This is a genomic window from Halorussus pelagicus, from assembly GCF_004087835.1.
Classification (GTDB): domain Archaea; phylum Halobacteriota; class Halobacteria; order Halobacteriales; family Haladaptataceae; genus Halorussus; species Halorussus pelagicus.
Map to the genome: position 1 here is coordinate 83624 of NZ_CP035119.1, position 20509 is coordinate 104132.

The following is a 20509-nucleotide window of genomic DNA, read 5'->3' on the forward strand; positions in this document are numbered from 1 at the left end:
CTTGCGCGTCTTCGGGTTTAAACCTACGTTACTCGGAGCGTGACGCGCAATGGATTTTTAGAAAGTTTGAGCACGATTCGCGTTCCACCTTGCGGTCGGCGCGTGGGGGCGCGACGCCTGCAGGCGTCGCGCCCATCCGCGCGAGGGCTGAGTAGCGCAACGGAGTGAGGCTTGCGAGACGTGACGCGTCTCGCTGATCTGCGAACGTGGTTCGCAGACAACGCAAGCGGTTGGGGAGGCATGAGGCTGATGCGGAGCGGTGGCGGTATGATTGGCTCAAGCCTGAAGCTAGCTCCGACGAATCGGTCGAACTTCTGACGACGAACGAACACACTTCCAACACCTCGCCGCACCAACGTTAAGCCCCGAGCGGTCGCAAACAGAACCCAGAGAGATGTCACGCAGCAACCGACGCCGACCGAGTGACCCGGACCCAGAAATCGCCGTGGACGTAGCCGAACGCGGCGACGAGTTCGTCGTGACCGCCGACCTGCCGGGCATTCGCAAGCAGAACATCGACGTGCGCGTCCGGAACGACCGCGTCCAGATACTCGCCGACCCCGAAACCGACGACGAGGGCGGCGGCGCGTTCGCCGACCGGGCGCGCGAACAGGGGCAAGTCAGTCGGACGATTCGCCTGTCCGAGCGAGTGAGCGAGAAGCGAACGACCGCCGAGTACCTGAATGGCCGCCTCACGATTACGCTCCCGAAGCGCGAACGGCAGCAGTCAGTGGACGTGGAGTAGGTCGTCCGGTCCCGAGGCCAAGCGAGCAAAAGAAAGAGAGCCGTGAACCGAAATCCCAAAGCCCTCGCGCTCCGTTCTCCGACCGATGCACGCCGAACTGTTCGGTCGAACCGTCGAACTCGACGCCGACAGTGTCGCGGCCTCCGAAGACGAAATCCGGGCGCAGGTCGCCGAGTACGCCGCGGGCGAGCGCCGGGAGTTCGACCTGTCGGTGGCGCTCGCAGACGGATTCGCGGGCGAAGTCATGGCCAAGATGCGCGCGATTCCGTACGGCGAGACTCGGACCTACGGCGAGATCGCCGACGCGCTCGACTCCGCGCCGGTCGCGGTGGGCCGGGCCTGCGGAGCGAATCCGGTACCGCTGGTGGTGCCCTGCCACCGCGTCGTCGGTGTGGACTCGCTGGGCGGTTACTCGGCGGGCGACGGTCCCGCGCTCAAGCGGCGACTGCTCGAACTCGAAGGTGCCCGCGAGTAGTTTCACCCGATTCGGACAGCAAAGAACGGTCTCGAAGTTAGGTTTATATTCCAACAATTTTGGCCGTAACAACTAAGCGGGTACTCCCGAATGAGTAAACTGCAGTTGCGTCCCGGTTGCGCCGCGACGCCACGGTCATGCTGTCCAGCGGTCCGGTCTGTCATCCAACCCGCGCACTCGCCGTCCGCCGGTCCCGCTGTCGTGAGTTCCCGCCCTCCACTTTCGTGCCGAATCCGGATACTCGCTTAGTCGAGTGAATCGAACTACTCGAACTTCTCGAAGGGCTGTTCGCAGTCGTTGCAGTAGTGCATCGACCGACACAGCGACGGGCCTTTCGGATGCTCGCGCTCGGTGTCGGTCGATTGGCAGTAGGGGCACTCCGCGCCGCTGTCCTCGCCGGAGGTCTCGACGCTGGGGTCGGGTCGTCGCATGGTCAGACGCTCAGGCCGAACTCGTTGAGGTCGGCCTTCCCGCGTTCGGTCACCATCTCGATGGACCACTCGGGACTCCAAACGAGTCGCAGGTCCACCGACTCGATACTGGAGACGCCCGCGACGGCGCGTTCGACCTCGTCGGTCAGCATGTCGCGGGCCGGACACCCCGAGTAGGTCAAGGTCATCAGGACCTCGGCGTGGTGGCCCTCGTCTTCGCGCTCCATCACGTCGAGACCGTAGACGAGTCCGAGGTCCACGATGGAGACGGGCATCTCGGGGTCCTCGACGCCGTAGAGCGCGTCCCACACCTCGGCCTCGATTCCCGCCGCGCCCTCGCCCGTCGCGGGCAGGTCCTCGACTTCCTCGCCCTCGACGTACTCGGTGTAGGCACAGAGCGCGGGGTCAGTGCAGTCGTCGCCCAGACCCGGCACGGCGGCGTCTCCGGAACCGGAGACGCCGCCCGTGCCGGGAATCTCGTCGGCGTCGAGGTCCGCGGGGTCCTCCTCACGGAGGTCCGGAATCTCGGGGTCGTACGGTAGGTCACTGGACATGGGGGTGAATCACTCCTCGTCGTCGGGGTCGTTCATGATGCGGGTCGCCTCGTGGCGGTCGAGTTCGCGGTACGTGTTGGTGAACTCGCTCCAGAGGTCGTCCCAGTCGTCGGTGTGGGACGTGTCGCGCCCGATATCTTCGGGCAGGTCCAAATCCTCGTGGTGGGTGTCGTACTGCTCTGGCAGTTCGACCTCGTCCACGGTGAGACCGAGACCTTCGAGGTACGGGACCACGGTGTCGAGCCACTCCTCGCGCATGTCGGCCAGCGTCTCGGTCCGGAGACCCAACTCGTCGATGCGGGTCTCTATCTCGTCGTCTACGGGCGCGAAGAGCGTGAGGGCATAGGGCAGGAGGCGGTCGAGCGCCTGCTGGACGCGTCGTCTCCCTTCGTCGTCGTCGGTGAGTCGTTCGAGCCAGTTCTCGGCGTGTTCGCGGTGGTAGTCCTCTTCGCCCCGAATCTTGCCCACGCGGTCGCGGATGCGAGCGTACGACGAGTCCACGAGGGCTTCGAGACGAAGTTCCTCGGCCACGTCGTAGAGGTACGACCGCAGAATCGGGTCGGCCCAGTCGCCCTCCTCGTAGGGGAGTTCCGCAAGGGTGGCGTGGTGCCACTCGTCGGCGGGTCGCTCCCAGATGAGGTCGGGTTCGTCCGGGCCGAAATCCTGTAGCAGGTCGAACCAGAGACGCGCGTGCCCGAGTTCGTCCTGCGTGATGTTGGCCAGCGCGAGGTCGGATTCGAGCGTCGGCGCGCGGACCTGCCACTCGGTGTATCGCTCGGCGGTGACGAACTCGTCGTCCGCGAGGCGGAAGAGTAGCGTCTCGACCGCTTCGCGCTCTTCCGCGGAGAGGTCGTCGGGACCGGGCAGTTGCTCGGCGCTCGCCATCAGTCGTCACCTCGCTTTCGCTCGGTCTCGGCCTGCACCTGCTCGCTCTCGGACTCGGCGACCTCCGAGGCGGCGGCCTCGAAGCTATAGGACTGTGCCCACCGGTAGGACTTGTCGGTCGTGCCGCCGAACTTCGCGTCCTCGGTGTCTACCTCGCCGATTTCCTTCTGGGGGACAACCCAGAGGCTGTTGGTCGGCTTGCGCCGCCCGTGCTGGACCTCGGCAAACATGAGCGCCATCTCGCGGTCGGGCGCGTGGACGTTTCCGCAGTGGGTGTGATACTCGCCCGCTTGGTCCTGTCGGAACACTTCCCAAATCATGGTTAGTCGGCCGCCTGCGGGGTCTGGCCCGCGCCCTTGGTCTCCCAGTCGTCCAAGCTATTGCGGACCCACTCGACGGCCTCTTGGGTCCGACTGCGCTTGCCAATCTGCTCGTGGCTTCCCGGCGAATCGTTCTTGGCGATGGTGAAAAACTCCTCCCAGTCGAGGTCGTCCTCCTCGACTTCGTAGGTGCCGTCGCCGTTCTCGCGGATGCGCGGTTCCTCGGGAATTTCGAGACCGTACTTCTTGGCCTTCGGGATGTAGGCGTTGAGGAAGGCGTTGCGCAGTTCGTCGTTGCTCATCGTCTTCAGGCCCACGTCGGCCGAGAAGTCGTGGTGAGTGGACTTGTCGTCGGTCGGTCCGAAGAACTGGATGATGCGGGGCCACCACGTCTCGAAGGCCTCCTGAGTCTTCTCCTGTTCGGCCTTCGACCCGGTCATGAGTTCGTAGAGGATGGCCTCGCCGTGCTTGACGTGGAACCCCTCCTCGAAGCACACCTTGTCCATCGCGTGGGCGTAGGGTTCCCAACTGGACTGCTTGAGCGTCGCCTGTCGGCGCATCGCCGCGCCGTCCACGAAGAAGGCGATCATCGGCGTCTCGACCCACGACTCCATCGGGTAGTGGAAGCAGTTGAGGAACTTCCCTTCGCCCTCGGCCAACTCGTCGAGCATCTGCTCGCGGGACTTGATACCCAACGACTCGGCGGCCCGGTAGAGCAGTTGCCCGTGGCCGATTTCGTCCTGCACCTTCGCGCTACACGCCAGCTTTCGGTCGAGGCTCGGAGCCTCCCGGATGAAGGGTCGTTCGAGGTACGCCCCCATTATCTCGCTGTTCGCGTGGAACTGAATCATCCGTGTCGCGGCCTTCCGGTACTTCTCCGGGAGGTCGTCTTTCGGACTGAACTCGCGCGGCCCGGCGCGCTCCTTGAGCTGTTCGATATCCATATATAATCATCTACGAACCCGACCGACATACCGATTCACCCGTCCATGTGGCGGGTTTAAATACGACGCCGAACACGTTTTCGGCATGACCGACCGGCCGACACGCCGACGCCCGGCCGACCGTCGAGCAGTAGCGCGAGTACCGACCGGACCACCGCAGAAGCCCTGCCGAACGACAACCCCGTTTGGGTGGACTGAAAGGGGCCGGTCGCTCGCGGCCGAAGGCCGTGGTCGTCTGGCCGACCCCTATCGGCGCGGGCAGTGCCGAGAGCGCCGATATGTCGGCCAGCGACCGTCACGCGAGCGAAGCGAGCGTGACCTCGGAAGTCGCAGCCCGCGTGGTTCGAGAGCGTCGCTCTCGTCATCCCAAAAATCTCCGATTTTTGGAGACAGCGCAGCGAGCAGGACCGTCTTCCGGCGGCGAGCGACCGGGGGCTTTCTGGACCTTCGTTACCGGAGTTCTCTCGTCTCTTGGCGAAGCGTCGATTCAGGAGGCGTCCGAAATTGATAGACGAATGTCTCGTCGTCGAGTTCTCGGTCACGGGCGACGACTGCCCGCTGGCGGAGGCCACCCGCGAGACGGGAACGACCATCGACGCTCGGCCGCCGCAACTCCGCCGCGACGAGAACGCGCTCTTGCGGTTCTCGGCGGGCGAGGAGACCGACGAACTCGCCGCGACGCTCGATGCCGACGACCGGATTCGCTATCTCCACGCCTCCCGGACCGACAGTCGGACGAACTTCCGGTGTCTGTCGAAACACCCCTGCGCCGTCCACGAGTTGACCGACGCCGGATTCATGGCCGAGACGTTGCAGTACCGGGAGGGCACCGAACGCTACACCGGCGCGGTCGTGGGCCACGACGTGCTACAGGGCGTCCTCGCGGCGGCCGCCGAGACGGTCGGCGTCTCGCTCGAACGGGTCTTTCCCCTCGGGAGCGCGGACGACGAGGCGGTCGCCCAGCGGTGGGACGTGACGCCCGCCCAAGAGGCCGCGCTCCGGGCCGCGATGGAGATGGGCTATTTCACCGTGCCGCGGGGCGCGACCGCGACGGAGGTCGCCGACGAGTTGGCAATCAGTAAGTCGGCGTTTCTGGAGCGACTGCGACGAGGGCAGGCGACGCTGTTCGCGCAGGTGTTCGGGTGAGCCGCCGCGGTTTTCGTCCGCCTACTCGTCGCTCGCCGGTTCGTTACTTACCGACTCGTTCTCGCCGTTTCGGTCCTCGTAGTCCTCCCACGCTATCCATCCGAACAGCGCGAACACGGACCCGAACAGCAACGTCTTGGCCAGCAACGGGCCACCGCCGACGGCGGCGACGACGACCACGAGGAGACACGCGATCACCGCGAGCAGTCCGATGATGGCGTCGAGGCGCTTCCGGAGGGCGTCGTCCATGCGCGAGTCCTGTCGGAGCGATGGAAAGTAGATTTCGGAACCGGTCTCAGCGCGTCGCGTCGAACCGCACCGAATTTGTGAGTCGGCCGAAACGTATCGACCGTGACCGACGCCGAAATCGCCCATCGACTCACGGACATCCACCAGACGCTCGAACTGATAGCGTTCCTACTGGCGGTAATCGCGCTCGGACAAGGGACCGTCGGCTTCGTCGTTGGGGGCACCGCAATACTCCTGTTGGTCGGGAATACCGTTTCTCGGGCGCTCTGACACCTCTCGAAACGCAGTCGTCGCTCGCGGGCCTGCCCGCGAGCAACGACACCGCGACCGCGATTCGAACGTTTTCGTCGGTTCGAGCGAATCCTCGGCTCCGAAGTTATCCGGTCTTATAAACTCCGCGCGCGTCGGCGACTTGCGCGCCGCTCTCGACTGCGTACACCTCGACATCTACGACGCCCACGTCGCTTCCACAGCGCACCACGTCGGCCTCGGCGCGCAGGTCGCCGGTCCCCGCTTCGAGGTAGTCGATGCGCATGTCGATGGTCGGCACTGGCTGGTCCACCAGCGAGACCAGCGCCGCGCCGCCCACCGTGTCCGCGAGCGTGAAGGTGACGCCGCCGTGGGCCATCTGGCGGTCGGCGTTCCACGACAACTCTTCGCGCATCTCGATGCGGCCCTCGGCGTGGCCCTCCTCGACTTCGGTCACTTCGACGCCGAGCAGGTCGGCGAACAGCATCTCCTCGAAGAAACTCTCTACGTCCATGCGAATCCGTTTCACCGGCGAGACGCTTAAAAATACTCGTCGTCCGAGTTCGGACGCGTCCCGGAGCGCGGCCCGAGACCTCCGAGCAGTGAGATAGCCTTATTTCGGTCGCGCCGGACGGTGGCGTATGGAAATCACTGAGAACGACGGCGTCCGCACCGTCACGTTCGACCGCCCCGAAGTCATGAACGCCTTCACCACCGAGACCGCCGAGGAGTTGGCCGAGGTCATCGCCGACACCGACCCCGAGGAGTACGACGCGCTGGTGCTGACCGGCGAGGGCGGCGCGTTCAGCGCGGGCGGGGATATCCAGTCGATGGCCGAGCGCGAGGAGACCACCGAGGAGGCCTACGAGCGCGTCACGGAGACGTTCGGCCGCGTGGTCGAGGAAGCTCTCTCCGCGAAGGTACCCATCGTGGCGAAGGTCAACGGCGACGCCGTGGGCGCGGGACTGGCGATGACCGCGGTCAGCGACTTCGCCTACGCCGCCGAGTCGGCGACGTTCAGTTGCGCGTTCGTCCGCGTCGGCCTGATTCCGGACACCGGCGGGTCGTTCCTCCTGCCGCGCCTCGTCGGACTCCGGACCGCCAAGCGCCTCGCGTTCACCGGGGAGTTCTTCGACGCGGCGGAGGCCGCACAGCTGGGACTAATCAACGAGGCGGTCCCCGACGACGAACTAGACGAGGCGGTCGCGGGCCTGTTGGACACGCTCTGCGAGCGCCCGACGAAGACTATCGGACTCGCCAAGCGCGCCATCCACGAGAATCTGGGTCGGGGCTGGCAGGACGCCATCGACTACGAGAATCACGTCCAGTCGCTGGCGTACGACACGCCCGAACACGAGGAAGGCGTCGCGGCGTTCTTGGAGGGTCGGGACCCCGAGTTCGAGTGAGACGGGGGCGACGGTCGGGACCGAACCTCGTCACTCCGACCACGAAATCCGACCGTAGGAGGTCCCGTGGCGGTAGTTGTACGACTCGATGACGACGCCGACCAGTCCGACGACGACGAGGAGTGACGCGAGGGCGGTCGGGTCGCTACCGGCGACAAAGAGTGCGAGACCCCAGACGACGAGGGCGGCGTTCGAGGCGACGTTCCACGCGGCGTGTTCTCGGACGCGACGGACGGCGCTCGCGGCGAAGAAGGCGATTCCCGTGCCGACGAGTACCAGCGATGGCAGTCCGGGGTCGTCGTACACCGCGGCGGCCACTACCAGTGCCAGCAGGATGACCGTCACCGACAAGCGACCGACAGAGAGGCCCCGAGAGCGGAACGCGTCGATTACCATACCGGAACGTGTTTGTCGGAGAACAAATGTGCTTTCGTTCTCTCCGTCCGATTTGTCTCGGGGGCGACACTGAAATGGCTGGCCTCGCTACGGTGGGACGTGACAGAGCGAAACAGCGACGGGCCGACCGGCGAAGACTTCGACGCACCAATCGTAACCTGCGAGCGCTGTGACCGCGAGTGGGACCTCGCCGAGGAGTTCGCGGACTTGGGCGTCGGCAACCACGCCGTCGAGCAGTTCGCGCTCGACCACCGGCGACACACCGGCCACTTCCCCGACGAGATTGCGACGTGGCGCGCGGTGTGTCGCCACTGCCCGGAGGAGACCGAACGACTCGCCAGCGATGCCGCGACGCGGTGGGCCGAGACCCATGCCCGGCACACCCGCCACGCGGTCGAGATTCGCCACGCGAGGAGCGACGAGACGACGCTGGTCGAAGCGGACGACGCCGAATGAATCTCTTTAGCCGCCATGTTAAAAACAATCTAATTAATTATAATAGAAAATAATTTAACCGTGGGGCAGGCCAACATGTGGTAGGAGGTGACAAAGATGATGTTCGACATTAGCGCGGTGCCGTTCTGTACGTGCAAAGAGTTCCCGACGCTGGACTGTTGAGTCCCGTCGAGGAGTCGTATCGCTCGCAAACGACCTTCGAAGTGCGGTCGCGGGCTACAGGCCGAGGAACTGCTCGGCGTTCTCCCAGAGAATCTTGCGTTGGACTTCCTCAGGGAAGTCGAGTTCGTCGAACTGCTCTAGCCACGGCGCTGGTTCTATCATCGGGTAGTCCGTCCCGAACATCACCTTGTCCTTCAGGAGGCTCTTCGCGTAGTGTAGCACTTGGTCGTCGATGTACCGTGGCATCCACCCCGAGAGGTCCATGTAGACGTTGCCCTTCTGCTGGCAGATGGCCAACTGCTCTTTCTCCCACGGGAACGCGGGATGAGCGATGAGGATTTGCAGGTCGGGATGCTCGGCGGCCACGTCGTCTATCAACATCGGGTTCCCGTGTTTTATCTTCAGGCCGCGGCCGCCGGGAGCGCCAGCGCCGAGCGTGGAGTTGCCGCCGTGGAACACGACGGGGACACCGAGGTCTTCGATGGTGGCGAACAGCTCCTCGTGTTCGGGGTCGCTCGGGTCGAAGCCCTGCGCTATCTGTTGGAACTTGAACCCCGAGAGGTCGAGGTCCTTCACCGCGCGCTCGGCCTCCTGCACGCAGTCGTCTTTCAGCGGGTCTACGCTGGCGAACCCGACGAAGAAGTCGTCGTATTCGTCGCGCACCTCCGCGACGTAGTCGTTGGGCACCGGCGGGTTGCCGGTGTTGGTCTCGGCGTCCCACCCCAACAGGACGGTCCGCCCGATGCCGACCTCGTGGTACTCCTCGATGAGCGAGTCGTAGGTGTCGGTCTCGATGGAGGTGCCGAACTTGTTCGCGGCGTCCTCCATCATCAGGCCGCCAGCGTCGTGCAGGAACTCCTCGGTCGGTTGGTGGCAGTGCGTGTCGATGATGGGGTTGTCGTCGGGGTGGTCGGCCACTACGTCAAGTTTGGGCATGCGACAGTGTTCGGGGAGTGTGGTGAAAAATAGTGCGAATCGAACTGTTCAGTCGCGTGACGCGAGGACGCTACGTCCCGAGCGCGACGACGACCAAATACGAGAAGGCGTTGTTGGCGGCGTGCAACAGACTCGCGCCGGTGAGGTCGCCCTGCCGGAGTCGGAGCGCGGTCGGGAAGACGCTCCAGACCGTAACGAAGACACCGCCCGCCACGCCGAAAAAGGGAACGTGAATCGCGCCGAAGACCAGAATCATCCCCGCGGCGGCCGCGAGCGGTGACCACCCGCGAGCGAGCAGCCCGCCGAGCAGGAGACCGCGGTACAGCATCTCCTCGGCCCACGGCCCGAGCAGGACCGGACCGGCGAGGACGACTGCGAGGGTCGCGGGGTCCGACAGCGAGTACGCGAGACCGCCCATCTCGTAGCCGAACGCCGACGTGACGGCCGTTGTCGCCTCGTAGACGCCGAGACCGAGAACGAACGCCGCGGCGACGACAAGCAATTCCCGACCGGTCGGTCGCCGGAACGGGAACGCCGCTCGGCGCTCGGCAGACGAGAGGACCGCGTACGCGCCGCCGAGGACGACCGCGTTGGCGAGACCGTAGAGCAGGAACGCGGTCGGCAGGTCGAACTCGCTCGGTCCGGTGCCGGTGAGTCCGCCGACGACAGCGAACGCGACGAGCGCGACGGGCATCGCCGCGACGGCAGTCCCGACCGCGAACAACGACCGATCTTCAAGTGCCGCCGCGTCGGGAGGGTCGCCGCGCCGTGCAGACGAGTGGCTCATGGGCAACAGTAACAGATACGTTACAAAAATATTGCTACTCGTCTCTACGGAGCGAACCGAATCGCCCTACTCGCCTTCCGCTTCTTTCTTGATCAGGAACTTCATGTCGCCCTCGAAGACCACGGTGTCCTCTTGGTTCGTCATCGTCGTGTCGATGACGACCAACCCGGCGTCGTCCCGACTCGAAATGTCCTTGGTCTCGACGACCTCCATGTCGAGGCTGATGGTGTCGTCCATGTGGACCGGATTCGGGATATCCATGTAGTTCATCCCGAGGAACGCGAGGACGGTCCGCTCCAAGATTCCGGTCCGGTAGACGAACCCGGTCGCCAGCACGAACGTCATCGGGCCGTGGGCCACGCGCTCGCCGAAGTTTTCGTCTTCGGCGTACTCCTTGTTGGTGTGCAGTTCCGTCCAGTCGCCCGCGAACGCCGAGTGCATCACGAAGTCGTACTCGGTGACTGTCCGGCCGACGCTCTCGAAGGTCTGGCCCTCCTCGAAGTCCCCGAAGTGGTGGGGCGTGTAGCTGTAAGGCATACCTCCGGGTTCGCACGGTGGCGACAAAATTCTATGGTATTTTCCGTGAAGATGAGCGCGGCGTCGGGAGTGTCCGCCGCCGAGAAGGTTTGATGCCGAGAGTTGGACACCGAGAGAGTCCGATTCCGGGAGAGTTCGACGCCGAGGATGAGTCGAGGCGAACCGAGAACTAAGTGTCTCTCCTCCGAACTACGCCCGTGACTGACATCCCCGACGAGTGCGACGACGAAATCGCGGCGTTCCGTGGCCGGGTGTATCTCCCCGACGGGAAGTAATTTATTTGTCCTTTCCGACCTTACGACCGACCGCACACGGGTGTTAGCATGGACAGGAGAGCAGTTCTCGGTAAGTCCAAGGCGGAACTGGTCATGGCACGAATCGGAGAACTGATGGCGGCGTCCTACCTCCTATTGCTGTTGCCAATTCTTCCGTTCCTGCTGGCGTACGTCGCCATCCAGAAGGTACTGGCGCTGTTCACCGGGCAGTCGAACGAGCGCCAGCGGTTCGACCCTCGGTCGGGGACGCCGCCGTCGTAGTCGCCCGAACATCGTCGGTGTCCACGCGGCGAGCGGAACAGACGACGTATCGGACGCCGAGGACCCCGGCGGTCGATTTCCGTAGTTTTCGTCGACCCCCGTGGGGTTCGAGGCCTATTGCGGGTCGACGGAAATGTTGATGTGGGTTCGGCCGCCAGTGGGCGTATGGCCGGGAAATCCGGCATGGTTTCAGCAGAACCCTTGTGGGTTTGAAGCCCTCGTAGCCGGGGAGCGGGCCGGTATTCGCTATGGTTTCAGCAGAACCCTTGTGGGTTTGAAGCTCGCGGGCACACTCTCGGTCCTCCGGCACCTCGACCTGGTTTCAGCAGAACCCTTGTGGGTTTGAAGCCGAAAGACGCTCTCGAAGAGGACGGGCACGTTGACCCGTTTCAGCAGAACCCTTGTGGGTTTGAAGCACGACCTCGGAAGCGACAGACCTGGCGGATGGCCCTTGTTTCAGCAGAACCCTTGTGGGTTTGAAGCATGCGCTACGCGGTCCGAGAGACCCTTCGGCGCGAGCGTTTCAGCAGAACCCTTGTGGGTTTGAAGCTACGAGAAGATAGACGAGGAGATACGGGACACGGAGTGGTTTCAGCAGAACCCTTGTGGGTTTGAAGCTGAGTATTGTAGTATGTAGGCCTATCCGACTATGTTTCAGCAGAACCCTTGTGGGTTTGAAGCTACAACCGATACTGCGAAGACGACATCGCAGAACTGTTTCAGCAGAACCCTTGTGGGTTTGAAGCACCGACGCGATAGAAGACTTGCGAGAGCTAGAGGACGGTTTCAGCAGAACCCTTGTGGGTTTGAAGCATTCGCCAGCAACGCAACACGTCCTACGGCGTCCACGTTTCAGCAGAACCCTTGTGGGTTTGAAGCTCTCGTCGCCCGAGCAACAAGCTGCGGACGCTCAAAGTTTCAGCAGAACCCTTGTGGGTTTGAAGCTGCCCGAAAGCACTGGAACAACGGGGGTGTCAACCGCCAACCGGAGTTGTTCCAGCAGAACCCCGATGCGTTTGAAACACGTCGCGGGACCACTCGCCCAGCATGGCGGAACGTTTCACAACACTCACTCGAACGCACCGAAAGCGACGCCTCACGCACGCTCGCGGAGGTCTTCCAGCACCGAGAGCGTGCCCTCGGAGTACGACTCCTCTAGCACCACGTCGGCGGCGCGTTGGGCCTTGGCGTCGGCGTTGGCGACCGCGTAGGACTCGCCAGCGACGCCGAACGTTGACACGTCGTTCTCCGAGTCGCCGACGGCGGCGAACTCCTCGGGAGTGCGGTCGAGGAGCGGCGCGAGCGACTTCAGGCCGAGTCCCTTCTCGATGCGGGGCGATTTGACGTGGTAGGCGAATCCGGTGTCTACGACCTCCAGTCCGTGTTCGGCCGCGAGTTCTTCGAGCGGGCCGAGCGGTTGGTCCCGAGCGACCGCGATTTCGGTCTCGCGCCAGCGGTTCGTGAGGTCGGTCTGACCCCACCCGATGTCGTGTCCCGCCGCGACGTACTCCTCGGCGACGCGACGCGCGGCCTCGCCGTCGCCGTTCGTCGTCACTTGCTCGCCCGAGAGGACGACGCCGCCGTTCTCGGCGATGACGTTCTGTTCGATGTGCATGAAGTGACAGAGCGAGACCGGATAGGGGAACGACTTCCCGGTGGCGATGACGACCGGCGCGTCCCACTGGGGAAGCACGTCGAAGAATCGCGGGTCTACGGAGTCGTCGGGGCGGGTCATCGTGCCGTCGATATCGAGGACGAGCGGCGGAACCATGCGGTAGCGTCGGAGCGTGAGGCACAAAAAGTGGTCGTTCGAAGCCGCGGACGCCGATTCAGAGGCCGAGCGACGGCACCCAGACGCTCTGGGAGAAGACGCCGACGGCGGCCAGCACCGTGACGAGGAACGTGCCGACGACGATGGCCGCGGCGGGCGGGTCGAAGTGCGTGTCGGCGTGCGCGTAGAAGACGCGCTGGACGAGTTCGCCAGCGAGCGCGCAGATGACGCCAAAGACGCCGCCGACCACGAGCGCCGAGGAGAGCGGAATCGCGGCCGCGACCTCCGCGGGCGAGACCGTCGTAACCGGCATCCCGGCCGGAGCAAGCGCCAGCGCCGCGGTGCTGGAGGGCAGGCTGATGTGGTGAGTCACCGGAATCTTCTCGACGCCGCAGTTGAGGAAGACCAGACTCGCGGCGCTGATGCCGAACGCGAGGAACGGACTGCCGGTCTTGTACGCGGTGAACGCCGCAAGGATGCCCACGACGAGACCGAGCATCGCCACGTTGGCCCACTTGTACTGGTGAGGAAGCCACGGTTCGACGACGAACCGGCCTTCGGCGGTTCCGCCGTCAGAGCGCGGTTCGTCGCTGTCGGCACGAGCGTCACCGTCGTCGCCGGGCGCGCCGCCGTCCGCGGCCGGTTCGCCGCTCCCGTCGTCGGCCGTCGCAGCCTCGCCGATGATGCGTCGGTCACCGTCCTCGAACGGCGACATGTCGAGGATGCCGCCGCTGGTGTCGCCGATGAGGTCGTAGCCGAAAACGAGTCGGTGGGCGACTGCCGACAGCACGACACCCATTGCGATGGGGTCGTAGGGCATCCCGATGGTCGAAGAGACGGTGGTCAGCCAGTAGCCCAGAATACCGAACGCGCCGCCGACCGCGAGTACGTCGGGCTTGGTGCCCTGCGCGAACGCGATGTGCTTGGCGTTGTGAAAGTCGAAGCCCGACTCCATGTACCCCCTTTTGGCGGCGTAGGCGGCCGCGGCCGCGCCGCCAGCGAAGCTGATGGCCGGAGAGAACACCGGACCGAACGCGATGGAACCGGTGATACCGACCGCCGCGAGTTCGCCCGCCGCGCCCGCCTCGGACGCGCCAGCGATGGTTTTGCCGATGACGTTGGCCGCCTCGCCCGCGATGACCATGAAGCCGGTGAAGATGAACGCTGGGAGCGCCCCGAGCGCCGCGCCGAACGCGCCGCCCGCGAACGCCGCCAGTAACATCTCGACCGCCCACAAGTCGGCCCAAGCCATCAGGTCTCACCGCCGTCGCGCGCCCAGTCGGTCGAACGCTCGACAGCGTCGGCCCACCGGTCGTACATCTCGTCGGCCGCCTCGCGGTTCATCTCCGGTTCGAACTCGCGGTCAACCCGCCAGTTGTCCCGGAGTTCTTCGGGACCGTCCCAGTAGCCGACCGCGAGACCCGCCGCGTAGGCGGACCCGAGCGCGGTCGTCTCGTCCACTTCGGGGCGGGCGATTTCGGAGCCGATAATGTCGGCCTGTAGCTGACAGAGGAAGTTGTTCTTGACCGCGCCGCCGTCAACTTTCAGGCTCTCCATCTCGATGCCGCTGTCGGCGACCATCGCCTCGGCCACGTCACGGGTCTGGTAGGCGATGGATTCGAGCGTCGCGCGCACGACGTGTTCGCGGCGCGTGCCGCGGGTCATCCCGACGATGGTCCCCCGAGCGCGCTGGTCCCAGTGGGGTGCCCCGAGACCCGTGAACGCCGGGACGACGTAGACGCCGTCGGTCGAATCGACGCTCCGGGCCAGCGTCTCGGTTTCGGCGGCGTCCTCGATGAGCGTCATGTCTTCGAGCCACTCGATAGCCGCGCCGGTGACGAAGATGGACCCTTCGAGGGCGTACTGGACGGGTTCGCCCGAGCGCTGGAACCCGACCGTCGTCAGCAGACCGTGGTCGCTGTCCACCGCCTCGTTGCCCGTGTTCATCAGGAAGAAGCTCCCCGTTCCGTAGGTATTCTTCGCGTCGCCCGCGTCGAAGCAGGTCTGGCCGAAGAGCGCGGCCTGCTGGTCGCCCAGCGCGCCCGCGACCGGAACCTCGGCGTTGAGGAACCCCTCGGGGTCGGTCGTGCCGTAGTAGTCCTCGTCGCTGGAGGGTCGAACCTCGGGGAGGCAGGCCGCCGGAACGCCGAACTCGTCGAGGAGGTCGTCGTCCCACGCCATCTCGTGGATGTCGAACAGCATCGTCCGGGAGGCGTTGGTCACGTCGGTGACGTGGTTCCCGGTCAGGTTGTAGACGAGCCACGAGTCGATGGTCCCGAAGAGGATTTCCCCGTCGGCGGCCCGCTCTTTCAGGTCCGCGGGGCGGGCGCGCTGGGTCTTGATGGGGTCGGCGTTGTCCAGCAACCACTCGGCCTTGGTCGCCGAGAAGTAGGCGTCGGCTTCCAGACCGGTCTTGGACCGGATATCCTCGACCTTGTCTTCGGTCTCCAACCGCTCGACACGGTCGGTCGTTCGTCGGTCCTGCCAGACGATGGCGTTGTGGACCGGTTTGCCGGTGTCGCGGTCCCAGAGCAGGGTCGTCTCGCGCTGGTTTGTGACGCCGATGGCGGCGAGTTGGTCGGCTGAGAGACCGGCGTCGTCGAGCGCCCGGCGGACGACCAGTTTGGTGTTGTCCCAGATTTCGAGCGGGTCGTGTTCGACCCAACCGGGTTCCGGGTAAATCTGTTCGTGCGTTTCGTAGGCGTCCGTTACGACCGTTCCGTCGTGGTCGAAGACCATGAATCGGGTTCCCGTGGTCCCTTGGTCGATGGCTCCGACGTAGGTGTTTCCTGACATTGTGTTGAGTATATTGTCGCTTCGCTCCGCCGGTTTCGCTCCTGCCACCGTCACGGCGTCGCTCCTCCGGGAAGGCGTGTTGCTAACGAACACGGGCCACAGCGTCATAAGTTTTCACCGAGTTACTGGTAAATGGGTGGTAGAAACGGCGGCGAGAGTAGCTCAACGACGAGTAACTACGAGCGAACGGGAGACCAGTCAAATCCGAAAGACCCGAAACAGCGATGCTCTCAAGTAGTTTCCGACCAACTTGCGACCAGATGACCGACACCGAGGTCCTTGTCGTCGGGGGCGGTTCGACCGGGTGTGGCGTGGCCCGCGACCTCGCCATGCGCGGGGTGGACGTGACCCTCGTCGAGAAGGGGAACCTGACGAACGGAACCACCGGCCGAATGCACGGCCTGCTCCACAGCGGGGGTCGCTACGCCGTCTCCGACCAAGCGAGCGCGAAAGAGTGTATCGAGGAGAACCGCGTTCTCCGGGATATCGCCGGTCACTGCGTCGAGATGACCGGCGGCCAGTTCGTCCAGTTGGAGGGCGACCCCGACGAGTATTTCAAGGAGAAACTAGACGGATGCCGCGAGTGCGGTATCCCGGCCGAGGTGCTGACCGGGGAGGAGGCCCGCGAGGAGGAACCGTATCTGACCGAGGACGTGAAGCGCGCGATTCGGGTGCCCGACGGCGCAATCGACCCCTTCCGACTCTGCGTGGCGAACGCCGCGAGCGCGCAAAACCACGGCGCGCGTATCGAGACCCACGCCGAAGTCACGGACGTGCTGGTCGAGGGTGAAAGCGCGGACGGTGACGGAAGCGAAGGCGGGCGAGTACGGGGCGTCGAGGTCCGCCACGACTCCGGGCCGGGGACGCGCCAACACGGAAAATCGGGCGAAGTCGAGGAGATTACCGCCGACCACGTCGTCAACGCCACGGGCGCGTGGGCCGGACAAATCGGCGATTTCGCGGGCGTTGACGTGGAAGTCCGCCCGTCGAAGGGCGCGATGGTCGTGATGAACTGTCGGCAGGTAGACACCGTCATCAACCGTTGTCGGCCCAAGGGCGACGCCGACATCGTGGTGCCCCACGAGACGACCGCGATTCTTGGCACGACCGACGAAGAGGTCGAGGACCCCGAGGACTATCCCGAAGAGCAGTGGGAGGTGGACCTGATGATAGACGAACTCTCGCGCCTCGTCCCGATTCTGCAGGAGGCCCGGACCGTCCGGTCGTTCTGGGGCGTCCGCCCGCTCTACGAACCGCCCGGAACGGGAACGACCGACTCGACTGACATCACCCGCGACTACTTCCTGCTCGACCACGCCGACCGCGACGGACTCGCGGGGTTCACCAGCATCGTCGGCGGGAAGTTCACGACTTACCGGATGATGGCGGAGGAGATTTCCGACCACGTCTGCGACCGCCTCGGCGTCTCGGCCGACTGTCGGACCGCCGACGTGCCCCTGCCGGGGAGCGAGGACTTCTCGGTCCTCCGCGAGTACATGGACGAGTTCGGCCTGCGCTCGCCCATCGGTCGGCGAAGCGTCCAGCGACTCGGCTCTCGCGCCGACGACGTACTGACGACCGACGGGCCGAACCCGGTCCTCTGTGACTGCGAGGCGGTCACGCGCGCGGAGGTGCAGGACGCCATCGAGCAGTCGGGCACCGACCTCAACGCGGTCCGCCTCCGGACCCGCGCCTCGATGGGCAACTGTCAGGGCGGGTTCTGCTGTCACCGGATGGCCGCCGAACTCCACCCCGAGTACGACGAACCGCAGGCCCGCGCCGCGCTCGACGAACTGTTTCAGGAGCGCTGGAAGGGCGAGCGCCACGCCCTCTGGGGCGAACAGCTCTCGCAGGCCGCGCTGACGTATGCGCTCCACGCGACGACGATGAACCGGGACCGCGACCCCGCCGACCGGGAGTGCGAAATCGCGTTCGCGGAGTTCGACGCCGGAGCGACCGAGGAGGCCCACCATGGCGATTGAGGACGACGTGACAGTCGTCGGCGGCGGTCTCGCGGGCATGACCGCGGCGCTGGCGGCCGCCCGCGAGGGCGCGGACGTGCGCCTGCTCTCGCACAAGGACTCGACGCTCCGGAGCGCGAGCGGACTGGTGGACGTACTCGGCTACGACGCCGACGGAACCCTGCTGGCCGACCCCTTCGAGGCAATCGCGGACCTGCCCGACTCTCACCCCTACCGCACGGTCGGCGTCGAGGGAGTTCGAGAGGGTCTCGCGCTCTTCGACGCGGTTGTCGGCGACCGCTACCGGGGCGACCACACCGACCGGAACGCGCTCGTTGCGACCCACGGCGGGAGCGTCAAGCCGACCGCGAGATACCCGGCGAGCGCCGCGCCCGGCCTCGCCAGCGACGAGCGCTCGGTCCTGCTGGTCGGCTTCGAGACCGTCACGGACTTCGACGCGCCGCTGGCGGCCGACCATCTCCGGGCCGCGGGCGTCCCCTTCGAAGTCGAGGGCGCGACGGTCCAGTTCCCCGGCGACTTCCGGGCCGATGCCGCCCGAACGCGTCTCGCGGACGCGCTCGACGCGAACGAGCGCCTCGAAGTCGGGGCGGCCGGAAGCGGAGGCAGTGGCAGGAGCGGGAGAAGTGGCGGCGGAGCTGGTGGAGGCGAGAGCGGCTACACCACGTCGCTCCCGGCCCGAAAAGCACTCGCCGAGACCGTGAAAGACCACCTCGACGGGACCGAGCGCGTCGGCTTCCCGGCGCTACTGGGCCAGCACGAGACCGACGAGATTCGGGCCGACCTCGAAGCCGAACTCGGCGCGGCCGTCTTCGAGGTGCCGATGGGGTCGCCGAGTCTCCCCGGCATGCGACTCGAAGGCGCGTTCCAGCGCGCCTGCCGGGACGCTGGCGTCCGGTTCACCACCGGGAACCCCGTGGTCGGCTACGAGGAGCGTGACGCGGACCGCCACGACGGGGGCGTCGCGGCGGTCCGCGTCAACCGCAACGGCGCGGCGATTCCGTTCCACGCCGACCAGTTCGTGCTGGCGACCGGCGGACTGGTCGGGAAGGGCGTCGATTCGGACCGCGAGGGCGTCCGCGAGCCGATTTTCGACTGCCACGTCCCCGCGCCGAGCGACCGCTACGACTGGTTCGCCGACGAGGCGTTCGGCGACCACCCCTTCGCGCGGTTCGGCGTGGAGACCGACGACGACCTGCGACCCCTCGACCGGGAGGGCGAACCGGCGTTTTCGAACCTGCGCGCCGCCGGGGCGGTCCTCGGCGGGTCGGACTTCGCGGCCGAGAAGTCCGGGTCCGGCGTCTCGCTCGCCACCGGAGTCGCGGCCGGACGGAGTGCGGCGCGGGAGGTAACGAGGTAACCATGAGTGACGCAGAAACCCCAACCGACCCGAGCGACGCGCGAGACGAACAGGCGGTTTCGGACGAGGAGTTCGAACCGGTCCAAGTGTTCCCCGAGAGCGAGGAGATGGACCTCCGGCCGGGGAGCGACGACTGTTATAAGTGTTCGACCTGCGACTCGGCCTGTCCGGTCGCGGAGGTGGACGACGAGTTCCCCGGCCCGAAGTTTCAGGGTCCCGAGCAGTGGCGGGTCAAGCGCAAGGACGACCACGACATCGACGACTCGGTGATGTCGTGCTCGAACTGCATGCGCTGTGACTCGGCGTGTCCCTCCGACGTGCCCCTCAGCCAGATGCACAACACCGCTCGCGGGCAGTTCGTCGAAGAGCAGATGGAGAAGCTCTCGCGGGAGTACGTCCGGAACCGGATTCTGGCCAACTACGGCACCCTCGCCGGGTTCGCCAGCAAGGTGCCCCGCCTCGCCAACTTCGTGATGGGCAACTCGTTCGTTCAGTCGATCAACGAGAAACTGCTGGGCATCACCAGCGAGCGCGAGTTCCCCGAGTTCGCCGACCAGACGTTCCGAGAGTGGTGGCACGAGCGAGGCGGCAACGCCACCTCGGAAAAGCGAGCGCGAGAGGCGCGAGCGAAGCGAGACGACGCGAGCGCCGACGCCGACGACAAGCGCGTCGCCTACTTCCACGGCTGTTACTCTAACTACAACACCCCGGAGGTCGGCAAGTCGATGGTCCGTACCTTCGAGCACTTCGGCTACGAGGTCATGGTGCCGCCCCAGCAGTGTTCGGGCACGCCGATGTTCGCAAACGGAATGCTGGCCGACGCCGAGCGCGCGGCCGAGACGAACGTCCGGGAACTCGCCGCCGCAATCGAGGACGGCGCGGACATCATCGCCTCCTGTACCTCCTGTTCGATGTCGCTCCGCCAAGAGTACCCCGAACTGTTCAGTTTCGAGGGGACCGCCAGCGTCGCGGCCCGGACCTACGAGGCCCTCGAATACCTGCGACTCCATGAGGACCTCGACGCCGAACTGGCGGACGCCAAGGTCGAAGACGCGGAGTTCGCGTATCACGCGCCCTGTCACGCCCGGAATCAGGGTCTCGCCGGACAGGCGGTCGAAGTCCTCGACAACCTCACGGGGGCGAACGCCGAGGACGTGGGCGACTCGTGTTCGGGCATTTCGGGCACCTACGGGTGGAAAGAGGAGAAGTACGACACCTCGATGGAAATCGGCGCGGAGATGTTCGACCACATGGAAGACACCGACGCCGAGACCGGGATGACCGAGTGTCCGACCTGCGCGATGCAGATGGAACACGGCACGGGCTACGAGATTCGCCACCCGCTGGAAGTGTTAGACGAGGCGCTGGTCGAGCGCGAACGCTGAACGG

At 65.4% G+C, this 20509-nt stretch carries 24 protein-coding genes and 1 CRISPR repeat array; of the genes, 10 read left to right on the plus strand and 14 right to left on the minus strand.

All coding sequences use genetic code 11. From position 1 onward, the window contains the following. Positions 1–394: 394 nt before the first annotated feature. Together EP007_RS00485 and EP007_RS00490 are read left to right on the plus strand one after the other, a co-directional pair. Positions 395–745, plus strand: a complete 351-nt coding sequence (locus EP007_RS00485) for an Hsp20/alpha crystallin family protein (protein ID WP_128475781.1) — start codon at positions 395–397, stop codon at positions 743–745. An 85-nt stretch (positions 746–830) separates the two neighbouring features. After that, positions 831–1220, plus strand: a complete 390-nt coding sequence (locus tag EP007_RS00490; RefSeq protein ID WP_128475782.1) for a methylated-DNA--[protein]-cysteine S-methyltransferase — start codon at positions 831–833, stop codon at positions 1218–1220. Positions 1221–1483: 263 nt separating this feature from the next. Here the strand turns inward: EP007_RS00490 and paaE are convergent, their stop codons facing one another. From paaE to paaA, 5 genes are read right to left on the minus strand one after another with little or no spacing between them, the layout of a single operon-like run. Continuing rightward, complete coding sequence (paaE, locus tag EP007_RS17235; RefSeq protein ID WP_166035388.1) at positions 1484–1651, minus strand: 1,2-phenylacetyl-CoA epoxidase subunit PaaE; 168 nt, start codon at positions 1649–1651, stop codon at positions 1484–1486. A 2-nt stretch (positions 1652–1653) separates the two neighbouring features. Further along, a complete protein-coding gene (gene paaD / locus EP007_RS00495; protein WP_128475783.1) occupies positions 1654–2205 on the minus strand; it encodes a 1,2-phenylacetyl-CoA epoxidase subunit PaaD in 552 nt (183 codons plus the stop codon). A gap of 9 nt (positions 2206–2214) precedes the next feature. After that, on the minus strand, positions 2215–3090 hold the full coding sequence (gene paaC, locus EP007_RS00500; protein ID WP_128475784.1) for a 1,2-phenylacetyl-CoA epoxidase subunit PaaC: 876 nt from the start codon (positions 3088–3090) through the stop codon (positions 2215–2217). Then, on the minus strand, positions 3090–3410 hold the full coding sequence (gene paaB / locus EP007_RS00505) for a 1,2-phenylacetyl-CoA epoxidase subunit PaaB (protein ID WP_128475785.1): 321 nt from the start codon (positions 3408–3410) through the stop codon (positions 3090–3092). Before paaB ends, paaC begins: the two co-directional genes overlap by 1 nt. 2 nt (positions 3411–3412) lie before the next feature. Further along, a complete protein-coding gene (gene paaA, locus EP007_RS00510; RefSeq protein WP_128475786.1) occupies positions 3413–4354 on the minus strand; it encodes a 1,2-phenylacetyl-CoA epoxidase subunit PaaA in 942 nt (313 codons plus the stop codon). A gap of 504 nt (positions 4355–4858) precedes the next feature. On the opposite strand from paaA, the gene EP007_RS00515 reads away from it, so the two are divergent. Continuing rightward, positions 4859–5500 carry a helix-turn-helix domain-containing protein gene (locus EP007_RS00515; protein WP_128475787.1) on the plus strand — a complete coding sequence of 214 codons (642 nt, stop codon included), beginning with the start codon at positions 4859–4861 and terminating at the stop codon, positions 5498–5500. A 21-nt stretch (positions 5501–5521) separates the two neighbouring features. On the opposite strand, the gene EP007_RS00520 is transcribed toward EP007_RS00515, so the two are convergent. Beyond that, positions 5522–5749 carry a hypothetical protein gene (locus EP007_RS00520; protein ID WP_128475788.1) on the minus strand — a complete coding sequence of 76 codons (228 nt, stop codon included), beginning with the start codon at positions 5747–5749 and terminating at the stop codon, positions 5522–5524. Between the two features lie 102 nt (positions 5750–5851). Here EP007_RS00520 and EP007_RS17240 point away from each other — a divergent pair, with 102 nt between their 5' ends. After that, complete coding sequence (locus EP007_RS17240; protein WP_166035390.1) at positions 5852–6019, plus strand: hypothetical protein; 168 nt, start codon at positions 5852–5854, stop codon at positions 6017–6019. 106 nt (positions 6020–6125) lie between these two features. Here the strand turns inward: EP007_RS17240 and EP007_RS00525 are convergent, their stop codons facing one another. After that, the gene (locus EP007_RS00525; protein ID WP_128475789.1) at positions 6126–6512 is read right to left on the minus strand and encodes a PaaI family thioesterase; all 387 of its coding nucleotides are present in this window, start codon (positions 6510–6512) and stop codon (positions 6126–6128) included. A gap of 127 nt (positions 6513–6639) precedes the next feature. On the opposite strand from EP007_RS00525, the gene EP007_RS00530 reads away from it, so the two are divergent. Continuing rightward, the gene (locus EP007_RS00530) at positions 6640–7404 is read left to right on the plus strand and encodes an enoyl-CoA hydratase/isomerase family protein (RefSeq protein WP_128475790.1); all 765 of its coding nucleotides are present in this window, start codon (positions 6640–6642) and stop codon (positions 7402–7404) included. Positions 7405–7434: 30 nt separating this feature from the next. On the opposite strand, the gene EP007_RS00535 is transcribed toward EP007_RS00530, so the two are convergent. Then, positions 7435–7800, minus strand: a complete 366-nt coding sequence (locus tag EP007_RS00535) for a phosphatidate cytidylyltransferase (RefSeq protein ID WP_128475791.1) — start codon at positions 7798–7800, stop codon at positions 7435–7437. Positions 7801–7899: 99 nt separating this feature from the next. Between EP007_RS00535 and EP007_RS00540 the strand changes: the two genes are divergently transcribed. Further along, positions 7900–8256: a hypothetical protein gene (locus EP007_RS00540; RefSeq protein WP_128475792.1), complete on the plus strand. Its 357-nt coding sequence runs from the start codon at positions 7900–7902 to the stop codon at positions 8254–8256. Positions 8257–8472: 216 nt separating this feature from the next. Here EP007_RS00540 and EP007_RS00545 read toward each other — a convergent pair whose 3' ends face one another. From EP007_RS00545 to EP007_RS00555, 3 genes are all read right to left on the minus strand, one after another. After that, complete coding sequence (locus tag EP007_RS00545) at positions 8473–9354, minus strand: amidohydrolase family protein (RefSeq protein ID WP_128475793.1); 882 nt, start codon at positions 9352–9354, stop codon at positions 8473–8475. 70 nt (positions 9355–9424) lie between these two features. Then, positions 9425–10141 carry a CPBP family intramembrane glutamic endopeptidase gene (locus tag EP007_RS00550; protein WP_128475794.1) on the minus strand — a complete coding sequence of 239 codons (717 nt, stop codon included), beginning with the start codon at positions 10139–10141 and terminating at the stop codon, positions 9425–9427. Positions 10142–10207: 66 nt separating this feature from the next. Further along, entirely contained in the window at positions 10208–10678 is a 471-nt protein-coding gene (locus EP007_RS00555) for a MaoC/PaaZ C-terminal domain-containing protein (protein WP_128475795.1), read from the minus strand. A 368-nt stretch (positions 10679–11046) separates the two neighbouring features. Between EP007_RS00555 and EP007_RS17245 the strand changes: the two genes are divergently transcribed. Beyond that, positions 11047–11214, plus strand: a complete 168-nt coding sequence (locus EP007_RS17245; RefSeq protein WP_166035392.1) for a hypothetical protein — start codon at positions 11047–11049, stop codon at positions 11212–11214. A 186-nt stretch (positions 11215–11400) separates the two neighbouring features. After that, positions 11401–12237: a CRISPR direct-repeat array (repeat unit 30 nt; unit sequence GTTTCAGCAGAACCCTTGTGGGTTTGAAGC). A gap of 73 nt (positions 12238–12310) precedes the next feature. On the opposite strand, the gene EP007_RS00560 is transcribed toward EP007_RS17245, so the two are convergent. From EP007_RS00560 to glpK, 3 genes are read right to left on the minus strand one after another with little or no spacing between them, the layout of a single operon-like run. Beyond that, on the minus strand, positions 12311–12985 hold the full coding sequence (locus EP007_RS00560) for an HAD-IIB family hydrolase (RefSeq protein WP_128475796.1): 675 nt from the start codon (positions 12983–12985) through the stop codon (positions 12311–12313). Positions 12986–13043: 58 nt separating this feature from the next. Continuing rightward, positions 13044–14237, minus strand: a complete 1194-nt coding sequence (locus EP007_RS00565; RefSeq protein ID WP_128475797.1) for a hypothetical protein — start codon at positions 14235–14237, stop codon at positions 13044–13046. Then, a complete protein-coding gene (glpK, locus tag EP007_RS00570; protein ID WP_128475798.1) occupies positions 14237–15781 on the minus strand; it encodes a glycerol kinase GlpK in 1545 nt (514 codons plus the stop codon). The genes EP007_RS00565 and glpK overlap by 1 nt, the downstream gene beginning before the upstream one ends. Positions 15782–16041: 260 nt before the next feature. Here glpK and glpA point away from each other — a divergent pair, with 260 nt between their 5' ends. The 3 genes from glpA to EP007_RS00585 are packed head-to-tail and all read left to right on the plus strand — an operon-like array spanning position 16042 to position 20505. Further along, positions 16042–17763 (plus strand): anaerobic glycerol-3-phosphate dehydrogenase subunit GlpA, encoded by a 1722-nt coding sequence (gene glpA / locus EP007_RS00575; protein WP_128475799.1) that lies wholly within the window; start codon positions 16042–16044, stop codon positions 17761–17763. Further along, positions 17753–19120: a glycerol-3-phosphate dehydrogenase subunit GlpB gene (gene glpB, locus EP007_RS00580; RefSeq protein WP_128475800.1), complete on the plus strand. Its 1368-nt coding sequence runs from the start codon at positions 17753–17755 to the stop codon at positions 19118–19120. The genes glpA and glpB overlap by 11 nt, the downstream gene beginning before the upstream one ends. Before the next feature lie 2 nt (positions 19121–19122). Then, positions 19123–20505, plus strand: a complete 1383-nt coding sequence (locus EP007_RS00585) for an anaerobic glycerol-3-phosphate dehydrogenase subunit C (RefSeq protein WP_128475801.1) — start codon at positions 19123–19125, stop codon at positions 20503–20505. The last annotated feature ends 4 nt before the right edge of the window (positions 20506–20509 follow it).